This window comes from Pseudoalteromonas sp. NZS11_1, assembly GCF_015864275.1.
GTDB lineage: Bacteria > Pseudomonadota > Gammaproteobacteria > Enterobacterales > Alteromonadaceae > Pseudoalteromonas > Pseudoalteromonas arctica.
The window spans coordinates 1-21,062 of sequence record NZ_JADYXK010000018.1 but is presented as its reverse complement, the minus strand read 5'-3'; the positions used below and the strand labels follow the sequence as shown (position 1 = coordinate 21,062).

The following is a 21,062-nucleotide window of genomic DNA, read 5'->3' as shown; positions in this document are numbered from 1 at the left end:
TAAGAGTTTATGCCCATTTACTTGCCATTTTTTCACGATTAAGCGCAAGCCACTGCATACAAATAACCGTTGCCGCATTATCCATTTCACCGTTATTGAGGCGCATTAGCGCATCATCAACTGATAGAATGTGAGTTTTTATATCCTCCCCTTCAGTTTCAAGACCATATACACCTGATTTCACTTGGCTTAAGTCAGTACGCGCTAAATACAAATGCAAGCGCTCAGTTGTACCACCAGGGCTTGATAGGTATGAAAGCATAAATTCAAGTTCAGTTAATTCAAGCCCAGCTTCTTCATACGCTTCTTTTTTTACAACTGATTCGTAATCCGTACTGCCGTCTGTCATTCCGGCTATACACTCTAGCAACCAAGGCGAATGCTTGCTTTTAATAGCGCCAATACGTATTTGCTCAATTAAAAGAACAGTATCTGATATTGGATCGTAAGGGAGTACTGCAATTGCATCGCCACGTTCTAATATTTCTCGACTAATTACTTTAGATTTTCCACCCGCAAAAAGAGCATGTTCAAACTGGTATAAATCAACCTGAAAAAAACCTTTATAAAGGTTTTTTATTGGCTTTAAATTCACATCTTTATGTGTAAATTGAACGAGCTTTTTATCAACCACGTACATACCTCCTACTTATCTAAAGCTTTAAAATGCGTTAATATATTCTGTTACACTTGAACATACTGTTTTACTAATTATTTTTTTTGTTATGCAGTAAAACAGGTTAACATGCTTTTAGTACAAAAATTGTCTAAGGACCGAACCCCACATGAAAAAGAACATTCTTGCGGCGCTAGTTAGTTTATCATGCGCATTAGGTGCAACAGCAGTGAAAGCTGAAGATTTACTACAAGTTTTTGAAATAGCGACAGCTAACGATCCTACTGTTTTAAAAGCAAAAGCCCAAGCCGATGCGCAGTCTTACCAAAGCGATTTGGCGATGAGTGCACTATTACCTCAAATTGGTTTAACTATGGGTTATACAAAAAGCGATGCAACGTCGTACCAAAGCGTTGGCGACTTATCTAACCAAGTAAAAGTTGAAAGTGATACAGACCAATTCTCTCGCGGTGTGAGCTTAAGCCAAACATTATTTGATTTAGGTGCCTGGAATACGTTAGATATTGCCGACAAGCAAGCGCTTCAAGCAAGCGGCCTATACGATGCAGCAAAACAAAACTTAATTGTACGCGTTGCTGAAGGTTATTTTAACGTATTAAGTGCAAGCGATAACCTTGAATTTGTTGAAGCTGAAAAACGTGCAATTGAACGTCAACTTGAGCAAACAAAACAACGTTATGCGGTAGGCTTAACAGCAATTACTGACGTACACGAAGCGCAAGCTCAGTTTGATAACTCTGTAGCTCAAGAAATTATTGCAGGTAATGCTGTAGAAACAGCACGTGAGCAACTTCGTGAGATTACAGGTAAATATCACGAAAAATTAGACTTTTTAAATACAGATACTTTCTCAACAACTAAACCAACTAAGCGCTCAAGCGACTTTGTTAAAGTAGCTGAAGATAAAAATATAAACCTACAAGTGTCTAAAGTAACGGTTGATATTGCAAAAGATCAAATTGAATTAGCAAAAGCGGGTCATTACCCAAAGCTAACCCTAAGTGCTAGTTACGGCGATTCTCTTACAGACAATCAAATAAATGGCGCTAACTTTGATGATCAGCCACGTTCAGACTCAAGCTCTGTAGGGCTTAACTTTAGCGTACCTTTATATTCAGGTGGTGCAACAGTTGCTGCAACAAATCAGGCCCGTGCGTTTTACGTAGGTGCGAGCCAAGACTATGAAACAAATTACCGCGCAGTAACTCGCACAGTAATTACATCTTATAATCAAGTTGTTTCAGACATTGCTACTTACAAAGCGCTAGAGCAAGCGGTTGTTTCAGCTCAAAGTGCCCTTAAAGCAACTGAAGCTGGTTTTGAAGTAGGTACTCGTACCATTGTTGACGTACTAGTAAGTACGCAAAATTTGTACGATGCAAAGCGTAACCTTGCTGATGTACGTTACCGTTATGTGTTATCTACCCTTCGCCTAAAACAAGCTACGGGTACATTAACAAGTGCAGATTTAGTTGCTATAAACCAAGGTTTAAAAGCCGCTTAATTTTCATTACTCGTGCAGTATGAACACATTGGAAGCCAGCTAAATGCTGGCTTTTTGTATTTTACAGCGCTTAGCGTTAAACTATCGTTTTTATTCTCAGAGATATTTTTGTGGTCACCTCATCTCCTTTTAAAGCATCTTTTTTGGGCCCTCGATACTGGTTAACGTGGATTGGCGTTCTATTTTTATATTTAATTTCTTGGTTACCGCAAAAACTACAATTAGCAATGGGTAAACAGCTTGGTCGCTTAGTTCATAAATTTATGAAGCGCCGTCGCCATATTGCAGAAGTAAATATTAAGCTGTGTTTTCCTGATATGAGCGCAGCAGATCAAAAAGACCTTGTGCTCAAAAATATGGAAAACACCGGTATTGCAATGGTTGAGACTGGCATGGCCTGGTGGTGGCCGCAGTGGCGAGCACAAAAAGCATTAGGGTCTTTTAAAGGGCTTGAGCACTTTGAACGCGTACAAGCGTCTGGTAAAGGTGTTTTATTGCTTGTCCCTCATATTCTGCATCTTGAAATGGCTAGCCGTATTATGGGCTTAGAGTGTCAGGGTGTTGGCTTTTATCGCCCTCATAACAACCCACTAATGGAATACTTTACGACTAATGGGCGCCTTCGCTCTAACGAATATTTAATCGGTCGAAAAGATGTAAAAGGTTTACTAAAAGCATTAAAAAATAAAAAGGTATGTTATTACTTACCCGATCAAGATTACGGTCGTAACCGCTGTGAATTTGTCCCATTTTACGCAGTACCTGACGCTGCAACTACAACGGGTACTCTTATGTTTGCAGGCAGTAAAAACTGCGAAACAATGAGTTTAATAACTCGCCGTGATGAAAATGGTAAATATCACTTAGAAATACTGCCAGAGCTTGAAAACTTCCCCAGTGGTGATAATAAGGCTGATGTAACACGTGTAAATCAACGCATGGAACAATCTGTTAATGCCGCACCCGAACAATATATGTGGCTACACCGTCGTTTTAAAACTCGACCTGATAAAAATACCCCTTCTTTTTATAAAAAGTAATGGTATAACAATAATAGGAACAAATAAGGTGGGTAATAATCATGTGGTTTTGGATTAGGCATTTATCATTTGCAGCTGTACTAATAGCACTCGCCGTATACTTTTTGTTGAGTGATGGCTCTTTATTTGATATTAAAAAATCTAAAAATGCAGCTGCCGAAGGATTATCACGTTTTTACTCCTCTATTCGTAACCAAGTAAAAAGTAATAAAGAACGAGATCAATTTGTTTTAAAACTTAAAACACCAGAACAGACCTTAGATAGAGTATTAGCGGAACGTGCGCGAACAGTTGATCCAATGCCGACCACTTGGACTGGAGAAGTTGAACCTAGACGCTTTGAAAATGGCACAACACTTAAAGACGTACTCTATCAATATGCTAAAAATGAAGGTATTGAGCTTTACTGGTATTTAAGTAAAGACTACGTAGTTAAAGATCATTTTAGAGTAGACAGCAACTTTACTTCAGCACTTTATCAAATTGGTCGTGCTATAAATGACGACTTTGAGCATGAGGTTTACACTTACTTTTGCCACAAACAAAGAGCAGCGGTTATTACAGAGTTACCATCAGAATTTGTGCGAACAAACTGTTTAAAGCTAAAGATTTGAGGGGTTACACGTACAAAAAACCCAAGCAAGCGCTTGGGTTTTACAATTCAATTCAATTCAATTCAATTCAATTCAATTCAAAAATACTATTCCAAATATTCGTTACGTTAGTAATATCTTGTAAAAAAGCTTCTCGCGAGATCAATTTGCCTTTTTGATCCAAGCTCAGCACGTGATAACACGAGCGATAATCAATATACGCTTTGATCAACTGCTGTTTATGCTCTTTAGTAATACAGCCTATATTTGCTGCATCCGTTAATATTCTTACGTTATCTGAATAAACGGTAAGCTGCTCAAACTCATTTGCGTGTTTAAGTACTAAATATTGCGTAATAAACTCAATATCAGCCATACCGCCAATATCTTGTTTTAAATCAAATTGTTCAGAATTTCCTTTCGCTAGATGGTCGCGCATTTTTTCGCGCATTTTTATTACATCGGCTTTTAACACGGTATCATCGCGCTGTTGGCAAAGAATACTTTTACGGATTTGTGAAAAACGATCTATAAGATCGTCTTGGCCCAAAATTAACCGAGCCCGCACAAGCGCTTGATGTTCCCACGTCCATGCTTGAGTTTGCTGATAGTGATTAAAACTCTCTAGATTGATAGCAAGTAAACCTGATGCACCTTCAGGGCGTAATCGCGTATCAAGCTCATACAAAATACCCGAAGCAGTACGAGTATTAAATAAATGCATTAAGCGCTGAGCGAGTTTTAAATAAAACTGGCGAGAATCTATCGGTTTTTCACCATTGGTTTGGCTTGAGCCATCATGATTATGCACAAACACCAAATCTAAATCTGAGTCGTACCCTACTTCTAAGCCGCCTGTTTTACCATATGCAATAACAGCAAAACCTTTGTTTTCATCATCAGTGCCAGGGGGCATACCAAAACGCTTAACGGTGTTATGCCATGCAATATTAACAGCTTGATCAACAATCGCTTCAGCCAATACGGTTAAGTGATCGCTTACTTTCATTACATCAAGAACACCGGTTGCATCGGCAGCTGCAATTCGTAATTGATGCGTTTGCTTAAATTGCCTAAGCGACTCCATTTGCAGTTCTAAATCGTCATGCTCTATTCGCAAAAAATACTGTCTTATTTCATCTTTATAAGCGGTTAATGGTGTCGGTTTATAAAGAACAGCCGGGTCTATTAGCTCATCCAGCAATATAGGGTAGCGAGAAATATGCTCGCCTATCCATTTGCTATGACAACACAGTAAAACAAGTTGCTTTAATGCACCTTGGTTTTCGTACAGCAATTCTAAATAAGCAGTACGTGAAATTATCTTATTAAAAATTTGGCAAACCATTGTAAAAGCAGCTGCGCTGGCATTAAAGTCATTTAACTGGCTCAATAAAACAGGCATTAATTTATCAAGGGTTTCACGCCCTCGGTTACCTATGTTGACCTTAGACAGCCTTAATTTAAAATCGTTAAGGGGTGTTTGCCATTCATCTCTAGCCTCTTTTAGAAAGCTCACATCACCATGATCCCAAGCACTAATAAATGCACCTTCACAGGTATCTAGTGGCGCGGTTTCTTCGCCAATAACGAGTGCAAACTCGCCGTTAACTTGCTTCATTACCTTTTCAATAGTGATTAAAGTGGCAGAAAAATCAGCTTGTTCTAATAATAAGTTTAAGCGCTGCTGGTTCAATTCATCATCGGGGAGTGTTTGCGTTTGCTGATCGTCAAATATTTGTAAGTACTGTTCAACTTTTCGCAAATAAAGGTAATTGCGTTTAAGCTCGCTCGCTTCTTGCTCATCTATAACTTGGCTAAGTGCCAGCTCATTTAATGCTTTAAGTAATGATTGAGTTTGTAAATTAGCCTCTCGCCCACCTCGTACCATTTGTAGGGCTTGCACTATAAATTCAACTTCACGAATACCACCAGCTCCTAATTTTATATTATTAGTTAAGCGTTTACGGCGAACCTCTTGTGCAATCATTAACTTCATTTTACGCAAAGATTCAATCACCGAAAAATCAATATACCGGCGATAAACAAACGGCTTTAAAAGCTTAATAAATTCATCCCAATATTTGTTAGGCGTGCCAATTAAGCGCCCTTTTAACATCGCGTAGCGTTCCCAGTCGCGACCTTGTTCTTGGTAGTAATCTTCAATGGCATTAAAGCTCATAACCAAAGGGCCACTTTCGCCAAACGGGCGTAGGCGCATATCAACCCTAAATACCTGCCCGTCACCGGTGGCTTGGTTAAGTGATGCAATGAGCTTTTGTGCAACTTTGGTATAAAATACTTGAGCCTCAAGGCTTCTGCGGCCACCTTGGGTTTTTGTACTGCGCGGATATGCAAAAATGAGATCAATATCAGAGGAGTAATTTAGCTCTTGTCCGCCAAGTTTTCCCATACCCAACACCATTAACGGCATTGCTTGGTTTTGCTCATCAAGCGGCTCACCATTTACTTTTGCCACCTGTGCATGCGCCCATTGGTTAGCACTATTTATTAGCATGTCAGCCAGTTGGCTTATGTAATTAATACTATCGGCAATGGGATTGTTACAGCATAAATCTAAAAAGGCGACTTTGAGCCAGTACTTTTCACGATATTGGCGAAGTACTTTATGGCACTGCACTTCATCAATATCAGCTAAATTAAGGTTTCTAAAAGGAGAATCTATTACTCTATTTTGTATTTCGTCTTTGCATAATAGCCAAGTATTTAAATCAGGTTGTGATTCTAAACTGCGCCAAGCAAAGTCGCTTAATGCTAATAACCTTACAACTTCACTTTGTTTACTTTGCTGCGGGTATAACTGTTCAAAGCGCATTAAGCCAAGTTTTTGTAATTGAATAGGAAGTTGCTTTACGTTACTCATCAATCCTCTCTTTTATATCATCAATAACCGTACTAGAATGATTAAAACCTAGAAAGGTTAACTTAATTAGGATCACCATGTCATATTTGTCTTTATCTAACACTAGTTTTATTGCGATTGCCATTAGTTTTGCGGTTATTTGCATAACTATTTTTTGTTTACGAGTTGTCACTCAAATCAAAGCAAAACAAGCGCTTAAAGATGAGCTAGCACAACACGACAACTTTGCCATGGGTATTAGTTTTGCATCTGAAATATCAGTTGTTATAGCCACTATGGCTTTCTTATTTGACGAAATAAGCATAAGTACCGCACAGTCAAACCCGTTAAAAGTGTTAATTATTATTATTCTTTTATTCACTTTTATAAAAGTGGGTCATTTAATTCACAGAAAATGGATACTTCACAGGTTTAACGAAGAAGCTGCCATACTAAAACAAAATGTATGTGCTGCATTGGTAGATTCAGGCATGTTAATCGCTAACTGTATTATCGCACTTGGCTTGTACACGTGGACGCACACCCAAGGATTCAGCAACTTACTTATTGCTTGTGTTAGCTTTTTTACGCTTCAGGGAATGTTTGCACTGGATAGTAAAATACGAGAACACCGTTTTGCAAAAGCAAATCAAGGAGCTTCGCTACAAAGTAACTTTAACCTAGAGAATACATCTATTGGTATAAGGTATGCTGGTAAATCAATCGGCTTAGCATTGGCTGTGTATGCTGGTTTATCTAGCGCAGCATTTCAAAACGGTAAAATGGTAGAAAACATATTTACACTCGTTATGCATTGCGGTGTAATGTGGATACTGCTTTACAGCTTAACGTATGTGATAAAAGTTATCTCTTTACCAAATATTGATACGGCTCTTGAAATAGACCATCAAGATAATATTGGGGTAGCATGTATAGAGTTTGCTGTTTTTTGTGCTATAGGCTATTTACTTATTAGCATGTTTTCTCTTTAGACCTTTTTACTAAAATACAGCCATTAAAAGTCTGCATTTAAGTAATAATGGTAATTACTTAAATGCAACAAGGTCCTAGCTCTATGCCACTTGAAATAACGAATTACTTGTTAATTGACATAGACAACGAATTTAGCCGAGCATTTGCCGAATACTATGTAAATAATAATGGTAAAACAAAAGCGAGTACGCTTATTGCTGCAGGCAGCAATACCCGCCAGTTAGTAAAAATGATGTTTGACGAACTTATTAAAGACTATAGTTATTGCGACCTTGAAAACGAAATAAGCGTTTCTGAATTAATTAACTATCTAAAAGAGCATCACGATTTACACGGAGTCCTTTTTAATAGTACCGATTACTTACTAGCAAGCGATAAACAACGCTTTATTTATAACTCGTTACATGAAGAACGCTTTTTAATAAGCTTTGATGATACAGGCTATACACTAAGCCTAGTTACTGACGAGACGTTAACGGAACCTTCGCAAAATCACCACGATATAGCGCACACACCACAAGATTTAATAGACCTTGCAGAGCAACTTAATAAAAATAAATAATTGCGCACAGCTCCCAGCTTACTTACCATAGCAGTATATATTTTTACGCTAAGTAATAAGTGACGCCCTATGCGAGTTCCTCATATTTATCAAACATCGAGTATTGCCCTAAACACCCCTGTAACTTTAGATGACGATGCTGCAGGGCATATTGGCAGAGTGCTGCGCATGAAAGTAGGCGAGCATGTATCTATTTTTAATGGCGAAGGCGGCGAATACCTTAGTGAAATAATTGAGGTAACAAAAAAAACAGTCGTCGTAATGCCGTTAGAGCTTAATCCTCATGATGTAGAATCTCCGCTTAAAATTCATTTAGGCCAGTGTGTATCCCGTGGTGATAAAATGGATTTTACAATTCAAAAGTCAGTTGAACTGGGTATTACCGAAATCACCCCTATTTTTAGTCAGCGCTGTGGCGTGAAACTAATGGGCGATCGTCTTGAGAAAAAACACCAACAATGGCAAAAAATTGCAATAGCAGCGGCAGAGCAATCTGGGCGTAATTTTGTGCCAATTATTCATCCCCCTGTAGATTTAAAACAATGGCTTGCACAACAAACCAATGCAATTAAGCTCACTCTTCACCCTCGTGCTGAGCACAGCATTAAAACCATTACGGTACCTAAAGATGGCGTACGCTTTTTAGTCGGCCCAGAAGGCGGCTTTACCGACGATGAAATGGCACTAACTAAACAACTAGAATTTGTGGATATTCGCTTAGGCCCGCGCGTTTTACGAACGGAAACAGCCGCTTTAACGGTCTTAAGTGCATTACAACTTCAATTTGGCGATTTAGCTAATTGAAATAACTAAAAGCACCCTCATATAAACAGTAACATTTATAGTAAGGCACAGCGCATGGCAATTAAGTTAGGTATTATTTCAGATCCTATTAGTGGATTTAACATCAAAAAAGACACCGGTTTTGCAATGATGATGCAAGCGCAAGAACGCGGCTACGAAATTTATTATATGGAGATGGATGATTTATCTCTTCGTAAAGGTAAGTCGTACGCTACAGCGTCTAAAGCGCAAGTGTTTAATAATGCAGAAAAATGGTACGAGCTTGAAGAAAAAGCCACTATAGCCCTTGCCGACCTTGATGTTATTTTAATGCGAAAAGATCCTCCTTTTGATACTGAATACATTTACGCGACGTATATTTTAGAGCGTGCAGAACAAGAAGGTACGTTAATAATTAACAAGCCACAAAGCCTTCGCGATGCTAACGAAAAGCTATTTACAGCATGGTTTAGCGAACATACGCCAGACACACTTGTTACACGTAGCCAAAAACAAATTCGTGAGTTTTTAGCCGAGCATAAAGACATTATTTTAAAACCCCTTGATGGCATGGGTGGCGCATCTATTTTCCGCCTTAGAGAAGACGATGCCAACATTGGTGTAATTTGTGAAACGCTAACCGAGCACGGCAGCCGCTTTGCTATGGTGCAAAATTACATCCCAGAGATCAAACAAGGCGACAAGCGCGTATTGGTTATTGATGGTGAGGTTATTCCGTATTGTTTAGCGCGAATTCCACAAAATGGTGAAACACGCGGTAATTTAGCTGTTGGCGGTCGAGGCGAAGCCCGTCCACTTAGCGAGTCAGATTTAAAAATAGCGCAAGCGGTTGCACCAACGCTTAAAGAAAAAGGCTTAATATTTGTAGGTTTAGATATTATTGGCGATAAATTAACTGAAATTAACGTAACTGCACCAACGTGCGTGCGCGAAATTGAAGCTGCTTATGATATTTCTATTACAGGTATTTTGTTTGATGCCATTGAAAGAAAGCTAGATAAATAAATAAATAAGTATCTACCTATCGTTATTAAAAGCACTTTCGTGTCATAAATTTTAATATAGTTGTTAACTATTAATTTTTAAACTGTATGAAAGTGCTTTTTTAGTTTTAAAAACAAAGGTATGTGCCATACTCAAAGTTCATTAACTAAAAAGGGTGAAATCTATGCAGTCATTAGAAAATCATTTTTTAATCGCGATGCCGTCGATGCAAGACCCTTTTTTTAAACGTGCTGTTACCTATATTTGTGAGCACAATGAAGATGGGGCTATGGGCTTGGTAATAAACCAACCTATTGATGTTACCGTTGGCGAACTTTTAGATAAAATAGAAATTGATAACGACAAAACTCAAAACGCAGCAAAAGTAAGTGTGTTTGCAGGCGGACCCGTTAAAACTGACCGTGGTTTTGTTTTGCACTCTCCTCAATCAGGTTATTCAGCAAGCCAAAAACTCAGTAGCGATATTATGATCACTACCTCAAAAGATGTTTTAGCAAGCTTAACTACCGCACAAGCACCTGAACAATTTATTATTACATTGGGTTATTCAGGATGGGAGCAAGGACAACTCGAACAAGAGTTACTTGATAACAGTTGGTTGATCATAGAAGCCGATCCGAAGATCATTTTTGATACCCCCGTTGAAAAACGATGGGAAAAAGCAGTTTCAATGTTGGGCTTTGATATTAGCCAACTCAGCCCTGAAGCTGGTCACGCATAATAGTAACTTAACCCTTAGCAAACTTAAACAAGATACACATGACAAAAAAATCGCTTAAGCCGCAAGGCGAACGCACTGTAATGGGCTTTGACTTTGGCACCAAAAGTATTGGTATTGCTATTGGGCAAGAGCTAACAGGCAGCGCCTCTAGCCTTAAGGCTGTAAAAGCACAAGATGGCATTCCTAACTGGGACCATATTGCTGTACAAGTAACCGAATGGCAGCCTGACTTAATGGTTGTTGGCTTACCACTAAATATGGATGGAACGTCACAAGAGGTTACCTTTAAAGCAAAAAAGTTTGCCAACAGATTACATAATCATTATGGCATTCCAGTGCAAACACAAGACGAGCGTTTAACGACTGCGGATGCTAAAGCGCGACTTTTTGAAAGTGGTGGCTATAAAAACTTAGGCAAAGGTAACGTAGATAATATGTCTGCGGTTATTATTTTAGAAAGTTTTTTTGAGTCTAGTTACGGTGAATAAACAGGCTATATAAATAATCTGTTATATAAATAAAAAGCGCCAATTGGCGCTTTTTTTTATATTAAGTATTTATATTTATTACTTTTTAAATTATTGATCGCTATTTTTATCGTCAAGGCCATCAATAGTAACGCCTTGTAAAAAGCCCGCACCTTGCTGCTCGTTATTGCGCAGTTTAATCATTAAACGTAAATCATTTGGCGAATCAGCATGATGCAGTGCATCAGCGTAATTAATTCGCTGCTGTCTATACAGCTCAAATAATGCTTGGTCAAAGGTTTGCATGCCCATTTCTTTCGATTTAGCCATTGCCTCTTTAATACCACCAATATCACCGTTTTTAATCAGTTCAGCAACCATTGGTGAGTTAAGCAATATTTCAATAGCTGCAACACGGCTTTCACCATCAGCAGTCGGTACTAATTGCTGGGCCACAATTGCACGTAAGTTAAGTGCTAAATCGTACTTAAGCTTATCGTGTTTTTCTTTTGGAACTAAATGCATAATACGGTCAATCGCTTGGTTAGCATTATTAGCATGCAGTGTTGCAACACATAAATGACCTGTTTCGGCAAAGCTTAGTGCGTATTCCATAGTTTCTTGAGAGCGAATTTCACCAATCAAAATTACATCGGGAGCTTGGCGTAATGAGCTTTTAAGTGCTGACTCAAAGCTTTCGGTATCAAGCCCTACTTCGCGTTGAGTAATAATACTTTTGCGATGCTCATGAACAAATTCAATCGGATCTTCAATAGTCAGTATATGACCACGTTGATGTCGGTTACGGTAACCAATAAGTGCGGCTAGCGAGGTTGATTTACCCGTGCCAGTACCACCGACGAACAAAACAAGGCCACGCTTAGACATAATTACATCGGTAAGAATAGAAGGAAGACCTAGCTCACTCACATCAGGTATTTGCGTCACAATGCGGCGTATAACCATACCTGCTTTATCGCGTTGCCAAAAAGCAGAAATACGAAAACGCCCTTCGTCGGTGGCAATCGCAAAGTTACATTCTTTCGTTGTATGAAACTCTGCTTTTTGCTTTTCGCTCATTGCAGATTCTACTAACTCAAGCGATTGCTCATCAGTAAGCCTATCGTCACTTAGGGCTGTTAGCTCACCGTTTATTTTTGCGCTTACAGGTAGCTGACTCGATACAAATAAGTCAGAACCTTTTTTCTCAATCATGATGAGTAAAAAGTCGTTTAAAGATAAAGCCATAATAGTTTCTTACCCGCCAAATTGTGTTTTGTCTTGTGCTTTTTCTTTCGCTGCCGCATTTGTAACAATGCCGTGATTAACTAAATTAGTTAAACATTGATCCATTGTTTGCATGCCCACAGACGCACCGGTTTGAATAGACGAGTACATTTGTGCAATTTTATCTTCACGAATTAAGTTACGAATAGCAGGTACTGCAATCATAATTTCGTGTGCTGCAACTCGCCCGCCACCAATCTTTTTAAGCAGTGTTTGCGAGATAACAGCACGCAAAGATTCAGATAACATTGAACGTACCATTGATTTTTCTTCACCTGGGAATACATCGATAATACGGTCAATGGTTTTTGGTGCAGATGTTGTATGCAACGTGCCAAACACTAAGTGGCCTGTTTCAGCAGCGGTCATTGCAAGACGAATTGTTTCTAAATCACGTAACTCACCGACCAATATTACATCTGGATCTTCACGCAATGCACTACGTAGCGCGTTTGAAAAGCTATGAGTATCGCGATGTACCTCACGTTGATTAATAAGGCTTAATTTATTATCGTGAACAAACTCGATTGGATCTTCTATTGTTAGAATATGGTGATGTTTATTTTGATTTATATAATCGACCATAGCGGCAAGTGTTGTTGATTTACCAGAGCCCGTTGGGCCTGTCACTAACACGAGTCCACGTGGGGTATCGGAGATTGTTTTAAAAATATCTGGCGCACCTAAATCATCAAGCGTTAACACTTCACTTGGTATGGTACGAAATACCGCAGCAGGCCCGCGATTAGAGTTAAACGCATTCACACGAAAACGTGCTAAATTAGGCACTTCAAACGAAAAATCCACTTCGAGATTTTGTTCGTAGTCCTTGCGTTGATTATCGTTCATAATATCGTAAACCAGACTGTTTACGTCTTTGTCTGCAAGGGCTGGTATATTAATGCGGCGAACATCACCGTCTACGCGTATCATAGGTGAAACACCCGACGATAAATGTAAATCGGATGCTTTGTGTTGCACACTAAACGCTAATAATTCGGTAATATCCATTTATGACTCCACAACTAACTGATAAATATATGGTTACAATAGCAGAACGACTCACATCCGCCTACGCTAGAATTGCAGACGCGGCAAAAATTGCACAACGAAACACTAACGAAGTCACTCTACTGGCAGTGTCTAAAACTAAACCAAGCGAAGATGTTATTGCAGCTTATGAGCATGGTCAGCGCGAATTTGGTGAATCTTATGTTCAAGAGGCTATAGATAAAATAGCTCAACTACAGTCATATAGCGACATCATTTGGCATTTCATTGGCCCTATTCAATCTAATAAAAGTGCTTTAGTGGCTGCCAACTTTGATTGGGTGCAAAGTGTTGATCGCATAAAAATAGCGAAACGATTAGATTCCCAGCGCCCAGACGATAAACAGCCTCTTAATATACTTATTCAAGTAAATATAAGTAATGAGGAAGCGAAGTCGGGTTGCCACCGCGATGAAATAGATGAACTTGCCGATTTTATTAACCAATGTGAGCACTTAACACTTCGAGGTTTAATGGCAATTCCCGCTAAAAGCAACGATCTGGATACGCAAATTCAATCTTTTGAGCAATTACAAACTTGCTTTGATAAACTAAAGACCCAATATCCTCAAGTAGATACTTTGTCGATGGGTATGAGTAACGATGTTGAAGCTGCCATTAGTGCAGGTTCAACCATGGTAAGGATCGGCACAGACATTTTTGGAACACGAACTTAAAAGGTGATAACAGATTTATGTCAGATAAAAAAATCGCATTTATAGGCACAGGTAATATGAGCTACGCCATTATTGGTGGCATGGTAAAAAACGGTTTTAACGCAAGTAACATTATTGCGACTAACCGCAACCAAGAAAAGCTTGAAAAGGTAGCCTTTGATTTCAAGGTGCAAACCACCAGTGACAATAACGAAGCCCTGCGCGATGCTGATGTAATTGTTTTGTCTGTTAAACCACAAATGATGGGCGATTTATGTAAATCGTTTCAAGAGTCGGGCGTAGATTTTAGCGATAAACTGTTTATTTCTGTTGCTGCTGGCTTAACTGTAAAACGTTTACGTGAAATGCTAGGTCAAGACGTTAAAATGGTACGTTGTATGCCAAATACACCGTCTTTATTAGGCCGTGGTGTATCAGGTTTATATGGCGCGGGCGAAACACAAAGCGAACACGAGTTTGTACAACAAGTTTTTGAATGCACTGGCATTGTTGTATGGGTCGAAAAAGAATCACAAATTAACGATATTATTGCTGTGACCGGCTCATCACCAGCTTACTTTTTCTTATTTATGGAAGCCATAGAAGAAAAAGCTAAAGCGCTGGGCTTTAATGATGAAGACGCTCGTCGTTTAGTACAACAAACAGCTCTTGGCGCTGCTGAAATGGCACTTAGCCAGCCTGATATTACTATTTCGCAACTACGTTCAAACGTAACATCTAAAGGCGGTACTACTCACGCAGCTGTTGAGCACTTAAAAGATGAAGGCTTAACTAAAACCGTTGGCGATGCAATGGATGCGTGTATTGCGCGTGCGATGCAAATGGAAAAAGAACTTTAAAACCACTTTTTTATTGAAGGTTACACTATGAATGCCATGCAATTTTTAATCAGTACCCTGTTTGATTTGTTTTTAATGGTGGTATTACTGCGCTTTTGGCTGCAGTGGGCAAAAGCCGACTTTTATAATCCAATGAGCCAGTTTGTGGTTAAAGCCACTTCGTTTGCGGTAAAACCACTGCGTAAAATCATTCCGGGGTTTGGCGGACTTGATTTAGCATCTCTGTTGCTGGCATTTATAGTGGCTGTAGCCAAAATTAGTACTTTAATGCTTGTTATATATAATGCGTGGGCAATACAGCCTGTAATTATACAAGCACTTATAACGGTACTAAAAGAAGGCCTTAACTTAGTTTTTTGGGTACTTATTATTCGCGCTATTTTAAGTTGGGTTAGCCAAGGTTATAACCCTATAGAAGCGGTTTTCCATCAGCTTACTGAACCAATGCTAAAACCAATTCGTAAAATATTGCCATCAATGGGTGGCTTAGATTTATCAGTTTTAGTGCTTATTATTGGTATTCAGTTTTTGCAAATGCTGCTTATGGATTTTTTAGTCTAATATGGATTTTTTAATTAGAGGCCCAAAGGCCTCTTTTTTATATGTTTTGAGGAATACATAATGAACCGTTTAATTAAGTTTTGTTTTATTGCTTGTTTAGCATTTGCATTTAACGCGCAAAGCGAAGAAATGCAAGGCGCACAATATAAAGAGCTTGGCCCTTGGCAAGTGCACTACATCGCCTTTCCTTCTACTTTTATTCAGCCAAAAATAGCAAAAGCGTATGGCCTTGAGCGAAGCGGATACAAAGGCATAGTGAATATTTCTGTTTTAAAAAATGATGCCGAAAATACAGCCCAAACAGCAAAGCTTACTGGCACAGCTAGAAACCTACTTGGCAATAAACAAACGCTTACTTTTAAAGAAGTAAAAGAAGGTGATTCAATTTATTACCTTGCCCAAGTTGATTATACCAACGAAGAGATTTTACGCTTTGAGATTGAAATACAACAAAGTAATCAATTTCAAAAATTACAGTTTCAGCAAAAATTTTACGTAGATTAATAACATGACCAAAACTTTAGTACTTGCTACAGGTAACCCTGGCAAAGTAAATGAGCTAGCTAACATGCTAAGCCCTCTGAATATTAATGTAGTTCCACAGAGCGATTTTAACGTAGGTGAAGTTGCCGAAACCGGCACTACCTTTGTTGAAAATGCCATTATTAAAGCGCGTCATGCCGCTAAAATTACTGGCATGCCTGCTATTGCCGATGACTCAGGTTTAGAAGTTGATGGCCTAAATGGCGCACCCGGTGTTTACTCTGCCCGTTTTGCAGGCCCAGGTGCCAGCGATCAAGATAACATTGATAAGTTACTCGTAGACTTGGGTAATAACCCTATCCGTAGTGCTCGTTTTTGGTGTGTACTGGTATTAATGCGCCACGCAGATGACCCTACCCCCCTTATTTGCAGTGCAAGCTGGGAAGGCGAAATTACGCTCACTCAAAATGGCAACGGTGGCTTTGGTTACGACCCTGTATTTTTTGTACCAGAGAAAAATTGTACCAGTGCTGAGCTTACAAAAGAGCAAAAAAATGCAGTGAGTCATCGCGGCCAAGCACTACAAAAACTATTGCTAGAGCTACAGCAAAAAGGCGGCCTGTGAACCTTCCACCACTGAGCTTATATGTGCACGTACCTTGGTGCGTGCAAAAATGCCCGTACTGCGATTTTAATAGCCACGGACAAAAAGGTGAAATACCTGAAGCTGAATATGTTCAGCATTTAATTGATGACTTAAAAGCTGATTTGCACCTAGTACAAGGGCGTAAAATCCACAGTATTTTTATTGGTGGCGGCACGCCAAGCTTATTAACTGGTGCAGCTTATACCCGATTATTAAATGAAGTCGACAGCCTAATTGGGCTTGAAGACAATTGTGAAATTACCCTTGAAGCCAACCCTGGTACAGTAGAAACAGGTCGCTTTAAAGATTACGTAAAAGCAGGCATTAACCGTATTTCTATCGGTGTGCAAAGCATGCAAAACGACAAGTTAAAAGCACTTGGTCGGATTCATGGCAGCGACGAGGCTAATTATGCTGCGCAACAAGCTAAGGAAGCCGGTTTAAATAGCTTTAACCTTGATTTAATGCATGGCTTACCAGGGCAAACACTTGACGATGCACTGAGCGATTTAAAGCAAATAATAGCGCTCGATCCTCCTCATATATCTTGGTATCAACTAACTATTGAACCCAATACTCAGTTTGCTTCAAAACCTCCTACCTTGCCACAAGACGAAATACTGTGGGACATTCAAGAGCAAGGGGTCGAGTTACTAGCTCAAGCAGGTTACATACAATACGAAATATCGGGTTATGCAAAACCAGGCTATCAGTGCCAACATAACTTGAATTATTGGCGTTTTGGCGATTATCTCGGTATTGGCTGCGGCGCGCATGGTAAGGTTACTGATGCAAATACAGGGCTTATTACGCGTACTGAAAAGGTTAAACACCCACGCGGCTATATGGATTTAATTAAACCATATATGTATAAAAGCTGGCATGTAGAGCAAGACGATTTAGCGTTTGAATTTTTTATGAATCGCTTTCGCCTTGTTGAGCCTTGCCCAATTAATGATTTTAATAAACTTACAACACTGCCACTGCAAAGTCAGCAAAGTGCATTAAACCAAGCAATTAATAAAGGTTTATTGACTCAAACAGATAGCCATTGGCAGGTAAGCTTAAAAGGTCATCGCTTTTTAAATGACCTGCTAGAATTATTTGTGTAGCGCCCAGCGTTACACAAAAAATAAATATAAAACACCCTAATGGGTTTCTAACAACAAAAGGGAAAACAATGCGTAAACTTACTTTTATTGCGGCCGCAGTAAGCGTTGCACTACTTGCTGGTTGCCAGCAAACAACACAACAAGCGACTTCAGCTCCTATTGCACAAGCAGTTCAATCACAACAAAGTGAAATAGACAAAGCCAATGCATTTTTTGAAGATACATTTAACCGCGACGTAATGAGCAGTCCTGTATATCAAACATACATGGGTATTAAGCAAGATTACGATAAGTGGGATGATGGCAGCGAAGAAAGACAGCTTAAAGATTTAGCGCAAACAAAAGCTGACCTAGTTGCACTAAAAGCAATCAGCCGTGATTTATTAGATGATGCAACAAAAGTTAGCTACGACTTAAAAAAACAAGATCTTGAAAGCTCAATTGCTGACTTTAAATGGCGTTACCATAACTACCCTGTGAACCAAATGTTTGGTACGCATTCTATGATCCCTGCGTTTTTAATTAATCAGCACTCAATTAGTAATGTAAAAGAAGCTAAAGACTACATTTCTCGTTTAAATGGTGTAACTGGTGTTATTGATCAGCTTATTATTGATTTAACTGTACGTGCAGAAAAAGGCATCATTGCCCCTAAATTTGTATTCCCGCATGTTATTGATTCAAGCAAAAACATTATTCACGGTGCACCGTTTGAAAAAGGCGATGATTCTACATTGCTTGCTGACTTTAAACGTAAAGTAACAGCGCTTGAAATTAGCCAAGACGAAAAAGACTCGTTAATCAGCGATGCATCAGATGCATTAAAATCGGCTGTTAAACCATCTTACTCTAAACTAATTAATTACCTTGCACAGCTTGAAAAACGCGCAGATGATCGCGATGGCGCATGGAAATTACCTGATGGCGAAGCGTTTTATAACAACGCACTTAAGCGCACAACTACAACAGATTTAACTGCTAAAGAAATTCATGCAATTGGTCTATCTGAAGTGACACGTATTCATGATGAAATGCGTGAAATTAAAGATAAAGTTGGCTTTAAAGGCGACTTAAAAGCGTTTATGCAGTTTATGAAAACTGACAAGCAATTTTACTACCCTAATGATGCACAAGGTAAACAACGCTACCTTGATGAAGCCACTGGGCTTATTGATACAATGAAAACGCGTTTAGATGAGTTATTCATTGTTAAACCAAAAGCAGGTTTAAAAGTAAAAGCGGTTGAAGCATTCCGTGAAAAAGCAGCAGGTAAAGCATTTTACCAACAGCCGGCTCCAGATGGGTCACGCCCAGGTGTTTACTACGCTAACCTTTACGATATGGAAGCAATGCCAACGTATCAAATGGAAGCACTGGCATACCATGAAGGTATTCCGGGACACCACATGCAAATAGCTATTTCGCAAGAGCTAGAAGGTATTCCTAAATTCCGTAAATTTGGTGGCTACACAGCGTATATTGAAGGCTGGGGTTTATACTCAGAGTTCATTCCTAAAGAAATGGGCATGTACTCAGACCCTTACTCAGATTTTGGTCGTCTTTCAATGGAGCTATGGCGCGCATGTCGTCTAGTGGTTGATACGGGTATTCACGCAATGAAGTGGACTCGCCAAGAAGGTATTGATTACTACGTAAATAACACGCCTAATGCAACATCTGACGGTGTTAAAATGGTTGAGCGTCACATTGTAATGCCTTCACAAGCAACAGCTTATAAAGTGGGTATGCTTAAGATTTTAGAGCTTCGTGAAGAGGCTAAAAAGCAACTTGGTGATAAATTTGATATTCGCCAGTTCCACGACGTAGTGCTTAAAAATGGTCCTGTACCACTTAATGTACTAGAAAACTTTGTTAATGAATGGGTAGCAAGCAAAAAGGCTTAAAACCAATTTAAACAATTGCTTTAAATATGAAAGGTCGCATTTGCGGCCTTTTTTGTTTTATAGTATCAAAAAAGATTTTGGAAATAATAATGGATTTAAGCATACAACTACTTAATGCGCGTATTTCAAAGCAACAGTTAAATGAGCTCGATAACGACTTTAGGCAGTTAAGCCCTGCTCAGCAAACTTTGCAGCTTAACCATTTATATGACAGCGCCCAACGGTTGAGTGTTAAGTATGACTTTATGCAAAACATAGCAATCCGTATATTAAGTACTAATACAGCACCTTCTCTATTTATTAATCAACTCACTAATATTGACGCATTGAGCTTTTTCACCCCAGCGCTGAGAGTAAATAAAGGCTTTTTAGTACAAGATACTCAAGGAAATAATGTACTGCACAATGTGTTTAAGCATGCCGATGCTACAAAGCTGCCATTTAACTATGTACGCTCTTTAATGTTGTTTGAATCAAATGATGACTTAGTTAAAGCGTTGGCGCAGCCCAACTCTCACGGATTAACACCAGTTGCCTGCTACATTGCCTATGCAAATAAATCGAGCACACCGGTAAAGCATGAATTTTCAGCTTTGTTAGCATTAATGGAAATAGAGCAAAAACAAAATCCTAACGCAAAACAGCAGCTTGCCAACGTACTAAAAGGGCAAAAAGTTAACGAGACCACAATTTTACTGAGCGCCGCTTACTTGCAACGCTCAACGGCGCAAGTTGCTCACTTAATCAAGGCGCTTTAATTCACTCACAACTTCTGTACGCACACTGTCTATGGCATGTGTAATAGATTGCGCAGCACTTTGCTGATCAATCATATTTGGCCAATTTGTTTGCCAGACCTTTTGTAAGTCTTTTGTTTTTAAATGTACTTTATCAACGGCTAAGTAGCTTAAGTCATGAATTAAGTTAACTTTAACCCAGCCTTTTCTAGGGCTGCCATCTATTTTGTTATTATCGTAATGTGCCGCAAATACAATAAGCTCAAGCTCGGCTAGTTCTTGTAATATTTGAAAGCTAGCAATGCGTGTATTGTTGTTCTCTTCACTTGCCTCCATTCGCCATGCATTATAACTAAAGCCAATAAACGCAAACACCACGCTCGCTATAGCAGTAAAAAAATACGAACGGGGCGCCAGTACAAACTGACCATATTTAGACTCTGACATATTATTTCCTAGGGCCTGTTTATCTTTCGAGGTTAAATTTGCAGCAGTATGTTTGGTATTTAGGCAAGGCAGAGCCTATGCAGTGTGGTTATTCCCCATAAATAGGCGATAACGTGGAATAAATGCCAAA

At 39.1% G+C, this 21,062-nt stretch carries 22 protein-coding genes; 17 read left to right on the top strand and 5 right to left on the bottom strand.

The genetic code is table 11. The features are described from left to right. Nucleotides 1–7: 7 nt before the first annotated feature. Entirely contained in the window at nt 8–634 is a 627-nt protein-coding gene (locus I6F44_RS13180; protein ID WP_010553288.1) for an NUDIX domain-containing protein, read from the bottom strand. A 151-nt stretch (nt 635–785) separates the two neighbouring features. Here I6F44_RS13180 and tolC point away from each other — a divergent pair, with 151 nt between their 5' ends. The 3 genes from tolC to I6F44_RS13165 all read left to right on the top strand — a co-directional run bounded on the left by tolC (nt 786) and on the right by I6F44_RS13165 (nt 3,795). Beyond that, on the top strand, nt 786–2,141 hold the full coding sequence (tolC, locus tag I6F44_RS13175) for an outer membrane channel protein TolC (RefSeq protein WP_197173921.1): 1,356 nt from the start codon (nt 786–788) through the stop codon (nt 2,139–2,141). Between the two features lie 110 nt (nt 2,142–2,251). Continuing rightward, nucleotides 2,252–3,181 carry an LpxL/LpxP family Kdo(2)-lipid IV(A) lauroyl/palmitoleoyl acyltransferase gene (lpxL, locus tag I6F44_RS13170; protein ID WP_024590685.1) on the top strand — a complete coding sequence of 310 codons (930 nt, stop codon included), beginning with the start codon at nt 2,252–2,254 and terminating at the stop codon, nt 3,179–3,181. 41 nt (nt 3,182–3,222) lie between these two features. Then, on the top strand, nt 3,223–3,795 hold the full coding sequence (locus tag I6F44_RS13165) for a toxin co-regulated pilus biosynthesis Q family protein (RefSeq protein ID WP_024592837.1): 573 nt from the start codon (nt 3,223–3,225) through the stop codon (nt 3,793–3,795). A 67-nt stretch (nt 3,796–3,862) separates the two neighbouring features. On the opposite strand, the gene glnE is transcribed toward I6F44_RS13165, so the two are convergent. Further along, nucleotides 3,863–6,658, bottom strand: a complete 2,796-nt coding sequence (glnE, locus tag I6F44_RS13160) for a bifunctional [glutamate--ammonia ligase]-adenylyl-L-tyrosine phosphorylase/[glutamate--ammonia-ligase] adenylyltransferase (protein WP_197173919.1) — start codon at nt 6,656–6,658, stop codon at nt 3,863–3,865. A 77-nt stretch (nt 6,659–6,735) separates the two neighbouring features. Here glnE and I6F44_RS13155 point away from each other — a divergent pair, with 77 nt between their 5' ends. From I6F44_RS13155 to ruvX, 6 genes are all read left to right on the top strand, one after another. Further along, nucleotides 6,736–7,629: a DUF350 domain-containing protein gene (locus I6F44_RS13155; RefSeq protein ID WP_007585393.1), complete on the top strand. Its 894-nt coding sequence runs from the start codon at nt 6,736–6,738 to the stop codon at nt 7,627–7,629. Nucleotides 7,630–7,691: 62 nt separating this feature from the next. Continuing rightward, complete coding sequence (locus I6F44_RS13150) at nt 7,692–8,192, top strand: hypothetical protein (protein ID WP_007585395.1); 501 nt, start codon at nt 7,692–7,694, stop codon at nt 8,190–8,192. 69 nt (nt 8,193–8,261) lie between these two features. Then, entirely contained in the window at nt 8,262–8,996 is a 735-nt protein-coding gene (gene rsmE / locus I6F44_RS13145; protein ID WP_007585397.1) for a 16S rRNA (uracil(1498)-N(3))-methyltransferase, read from the top strand. A 54-nt stretch (nt 8,997–9,050) separates the two neighbouring features. Beyond that, entirely contained in the window at nt 9,051–10,001 is a 951-nt protein-coding gene (gene gshB / locus I6F44_RS13140) for a glutathione synthase (RefSeq protein WP_007585399.1), read from the top strand. 163 nt (nt 10,002–10,164) lie between these two features. Next, a complete protein-coding gene (locus I6F44_RS13135; protein WP_007585401.1) occupies nt 10,165–10,722 on the top strand; it encodes a YqgE/AlgH family protein in 558 nt (185 codons plus the stop codon). 38 nt (nt 10,723–10,760) lie between these two features. Then, nucleotides 10,761–11,210, top strand: coding sequence for a Holliday junction resolvase RuvX (gene ruvX, locus I6F44_RS13130; protein WP_008170791.1), 450 nt, complete (start codon nt 10,761–10,763; stop codon nt 11,208–11,210). Between the two features lie 90 nt (nt 11,211–11,300). Here ruvX and I6F44_RS13125 read toward each other — a convergent pair whose 3' ends face one another. After that, the gene (locus I6F44_RS13125) at nt 11,301–12,437 is read right to left on the bottom strand and encodes a PilT/PilU family type 4a pilus ATPase (protein WP_010553294.1); all 1,137 of its coding nucleotides are present in this window, start codon (nt 12,435–12,437) and stop codon (nt 11,301–11,303) included. A gap of 9 nt (nt 12,438–12,446) precedes the next feature. Then, a complete protein-coding gene (locus I6F44_RS13120; RefSeq protein ID WP_007585408.1) occupies nt 12,447–13,487 on the bottom strand; it encodes a type IV pilus twitching motility protein PilT in 1,041 nt (346 codons plus the stop codon). Between the two features lie 2 nt (nt 13,488–13,489). Between I6F44_RS13120 and I6F44_RS13115 the strand changes: the two genes are divergently transcribed. The 8 genes from I6F44_RS13115 (at nt 13,490) to I6F44_RS13080 (ending at nt 20,506) form a co-directional block, all read left to right on the top strand. After that, nucleotides 13,490–14,203 (top strand): YggS family pyridoxal phosphate-dependent enzyme, encoded by a 714-nt coding sequence (locus tag I6F44_RS13115; protein ID WP_007585410.1) that lies wholly within the window; start codon nt 13,490–13,492, stop codon nt 14,201–14,203. Between the two features lie 17 nt (nt 14,204–14,220). Next, nucleotides 14,221–15,042 carry a pyrroline-5-carboxylate reductase gene (gene proC, locus I6F44_RS13110; protein ID WP_197102167.1) on the top strand — a complete coding sequence of 274 codons (822 nt, stop codon included), beginning with the start codon at nt 14,221–14,223 and terminating at the stop codon, nt 15,040–15,042. A 27-nt stretch (nt 15,043–15,069) separates the two neighbouring features. After that, entirely contained in the window at nt 15,070–15,603 is a 534-nt protein-coding gene (locus I6F44_RS13105; protein ID WP_007585413.1) for a YggT family protein, read from the top strand. 60 nt (nt 15,604–15,663) lie between these two features. Next, nucleotides 15,664–16,107, top strand: coding sequence for a DUF4426 domain-containing protein (locus tag I6F44_RS13100; protein ID WP_007376526.1), 444 nt, complete (start codon nt 15,664–15,666; stop codon nt 16,105–16,107). Nucleotides 16,108–16,111: 4 nt separating this feature from the next. Next, entirely contained in the window at nt 16,112–16,711 is a 600-nt protein-coding gene (locus I6F44_RS13095; RefSeq protein WP_007585416.1) for an XTP/dITP diphosphatase, read from the top strand. Continuing rightward, a complete protein-coding gene (gene hemW, locus I6F44_RS13090) occupies nt 16,708–17,844 on the top strand; it encodes a radical SAM family heme chaperone HemW (RefSeq protein WP_007585418.1) in 1,137 nt (378 codons plus the stop codon). The genes I6F44_RS13095 and hemW overlap by 4 nt, the downstream gene beginning before the upstream one ends. Nucleotides 17,845–17,912: 68 nt before the next feature. Next, on the top strand, nt 17,913–19,748 hold the full coding sequence (locus I6F44_RS13085; protein ID WP_007585419.1) for a DUF885 domain-containing protein: 1,836 nt from the start codon (nt 17,913–17,915) through the stop codon (nt 19,746–19,748). A gap of 89 nt (nt 19,749–19,837) precedes the next feature. Then, nucleotides 19,838–20,506, top strand: coding sequence for a hypothetical protein (locus I6F44_RS13080; protein ID WP_165725178.1), 669 nt, complete (start codon nt 19,838–19,840; stop codon nt 20,504–20,506). Here the strand turns inward: I6F44_RS13080 and I6F44_RS13075 are convergent. After that, the gene (locus I6F44_RS13075; RefSeq protein ID WP_197102160.1) at nt 20,489–20,932 is read right to left on the bottom strand and encodes a hypothetical protein; all 444 of its coding nucleotides are present in this window, start codon (nt 20,930–20,932) and stop codon (nt 20,489–20,491) included. The two genes, I6F44_RS13080 and I6F44_RS13075, sit on opposite strands and share 18 nt — an antisense overlap. Nucleotides 20,933–21,062: the final 130 nt, after the last annotated feature.

Excerpts from the sequence above, each read along its gene's own strand:
- I6F44_RS13105 (WP_007585413.1), top strand. The coding sequence starts at position 15,070 with ATGAATGCCATGCAATTTTTAATCAGTACCCTGTTTGATTTGTTTTTA.
- I6F44_RS13080 (WP_165725178.1), top strand. The coding sequence starts at position 19,838 with ATGGATTTAAGCATACAACTACTTAATGCGCGTATTTCAAAGCAACAG.
- I6F44_RS13150 (WP_007585395.1), top strand. The coding sequence starts at position 7,692 with ATGCAACAAGGTCCTAGCTCTATGCCACTTGAAATAACGAATTACTTG.
- gshB (WP_007585399.1), top strand. The coding sequence starts at position 9,051 with ATGGCAATTAAGTTAGGTATTATTTCAGATCCTATTAGTGGATTTAAC.
- I6F44_RS13075 (WP_197102160.1), bottom strand. The coding sequence starts at position 20,932 with ATGTCAGAGTCTAAATATGGTCAGTTTGTACTGGCGCCCCGTTCGTAT.
- I6F44_RS13085 (WP_007585419.1), top strand. The coding sequence starts at position 17,913 with ATGCGTAAACTTACTTTTATTGCGGCCGCAGTAAGCGTTGCACTACTT.
- I6F44_RS13125 (WP_010553294.1), bottom strand. The coding sequence starts at position 12,437 with ATGGCTTTATCTTTAAACGACTTTTTACTCATCATGATTGAGAAAAAA.
- tolC (WP_197173921.1), top strand. The coding sequence starts at position 786 with ATGAAAAAGAACATTCTTGCGGCGCTAGTTAGTTTATCATGCGCATTA.
- rsmE (WP_007585397.1), top strand. The coding sequence starts at position 8,262 with ATGCGAGTTCCTCATATTTATCAAACATCGAGTATTGCCCTAAACACC.
- ruvX (WP_008170791.1), top strand. The coding sequence starts at position 10,761 with ATGACAAAAAAATCGCTTAAGCCGCAAGGCGAACGCACTGTAATGGGC.
- I6F44_RS13155 (WP_007585393.1), top strand. The coding sequence starts at position 6,736 with ATGTCATATTTGTCTTTATCTAACACTAGTTTTATTGCGATTGCCATT.
- glnE (WP_197173919.1), bottom strand. The coding sequence starts at position 6,658 with ATGAGTAACGTAAAGCAACTTCCTATTCAATTACAAAAACTTGGCTTA.
- proC (WP_197102167.1), top strand. The coding sequence starts at position 14,221 with ATGTCAGATAAAAAAATCGCATTTATAGGCACAGGTAATATGAGCTAC.
- I6F44_RS13095 (WP_007585416.1), top strand. The coding sequence starts at position 16,112 with ATGACCAAAACTTTAGTACTTGCTACAGGTAACCCTGGCAAAGTAAAT.
- I6F44_RS13120 (WP_007585408.1), bottom strand. The coding sequence starts at position 13,487 with ATGGATATTACCGAATTATTAGCGTTTAGTGTGCAACACAAAGCATCC.
- I6F44_RS13115 (WP_007585410.1), top strand. The coding sequence starts at position 13,490 with ATGACTCCACAACTAACTGATAAATATATGGTTACAATAGCAGAACGA.
- I6F44_RS13100 (WP_007376526.1), top strand. The coding sequence starts at position 15,664 with ATGAACCGTTTAATTAAGTTTTGTTTTATTGCTTGTTTAGCATTTGCA.
- I6F44_RS13135 (WP_007585401.1), top strand. The coding sequence starts at position 10,165 with ATGCAGTCATTAGAAAATCATTTTTTAATCGCGATGCCGTCGATGCAA.
- I6F44_RS13165 (WP_024592837.1), top strand. The coding sequence starts at position 3,223 with ATGTGGTTTTGGATTAGGCATTTATCATTTGCAGCTGTACTAATAGCA.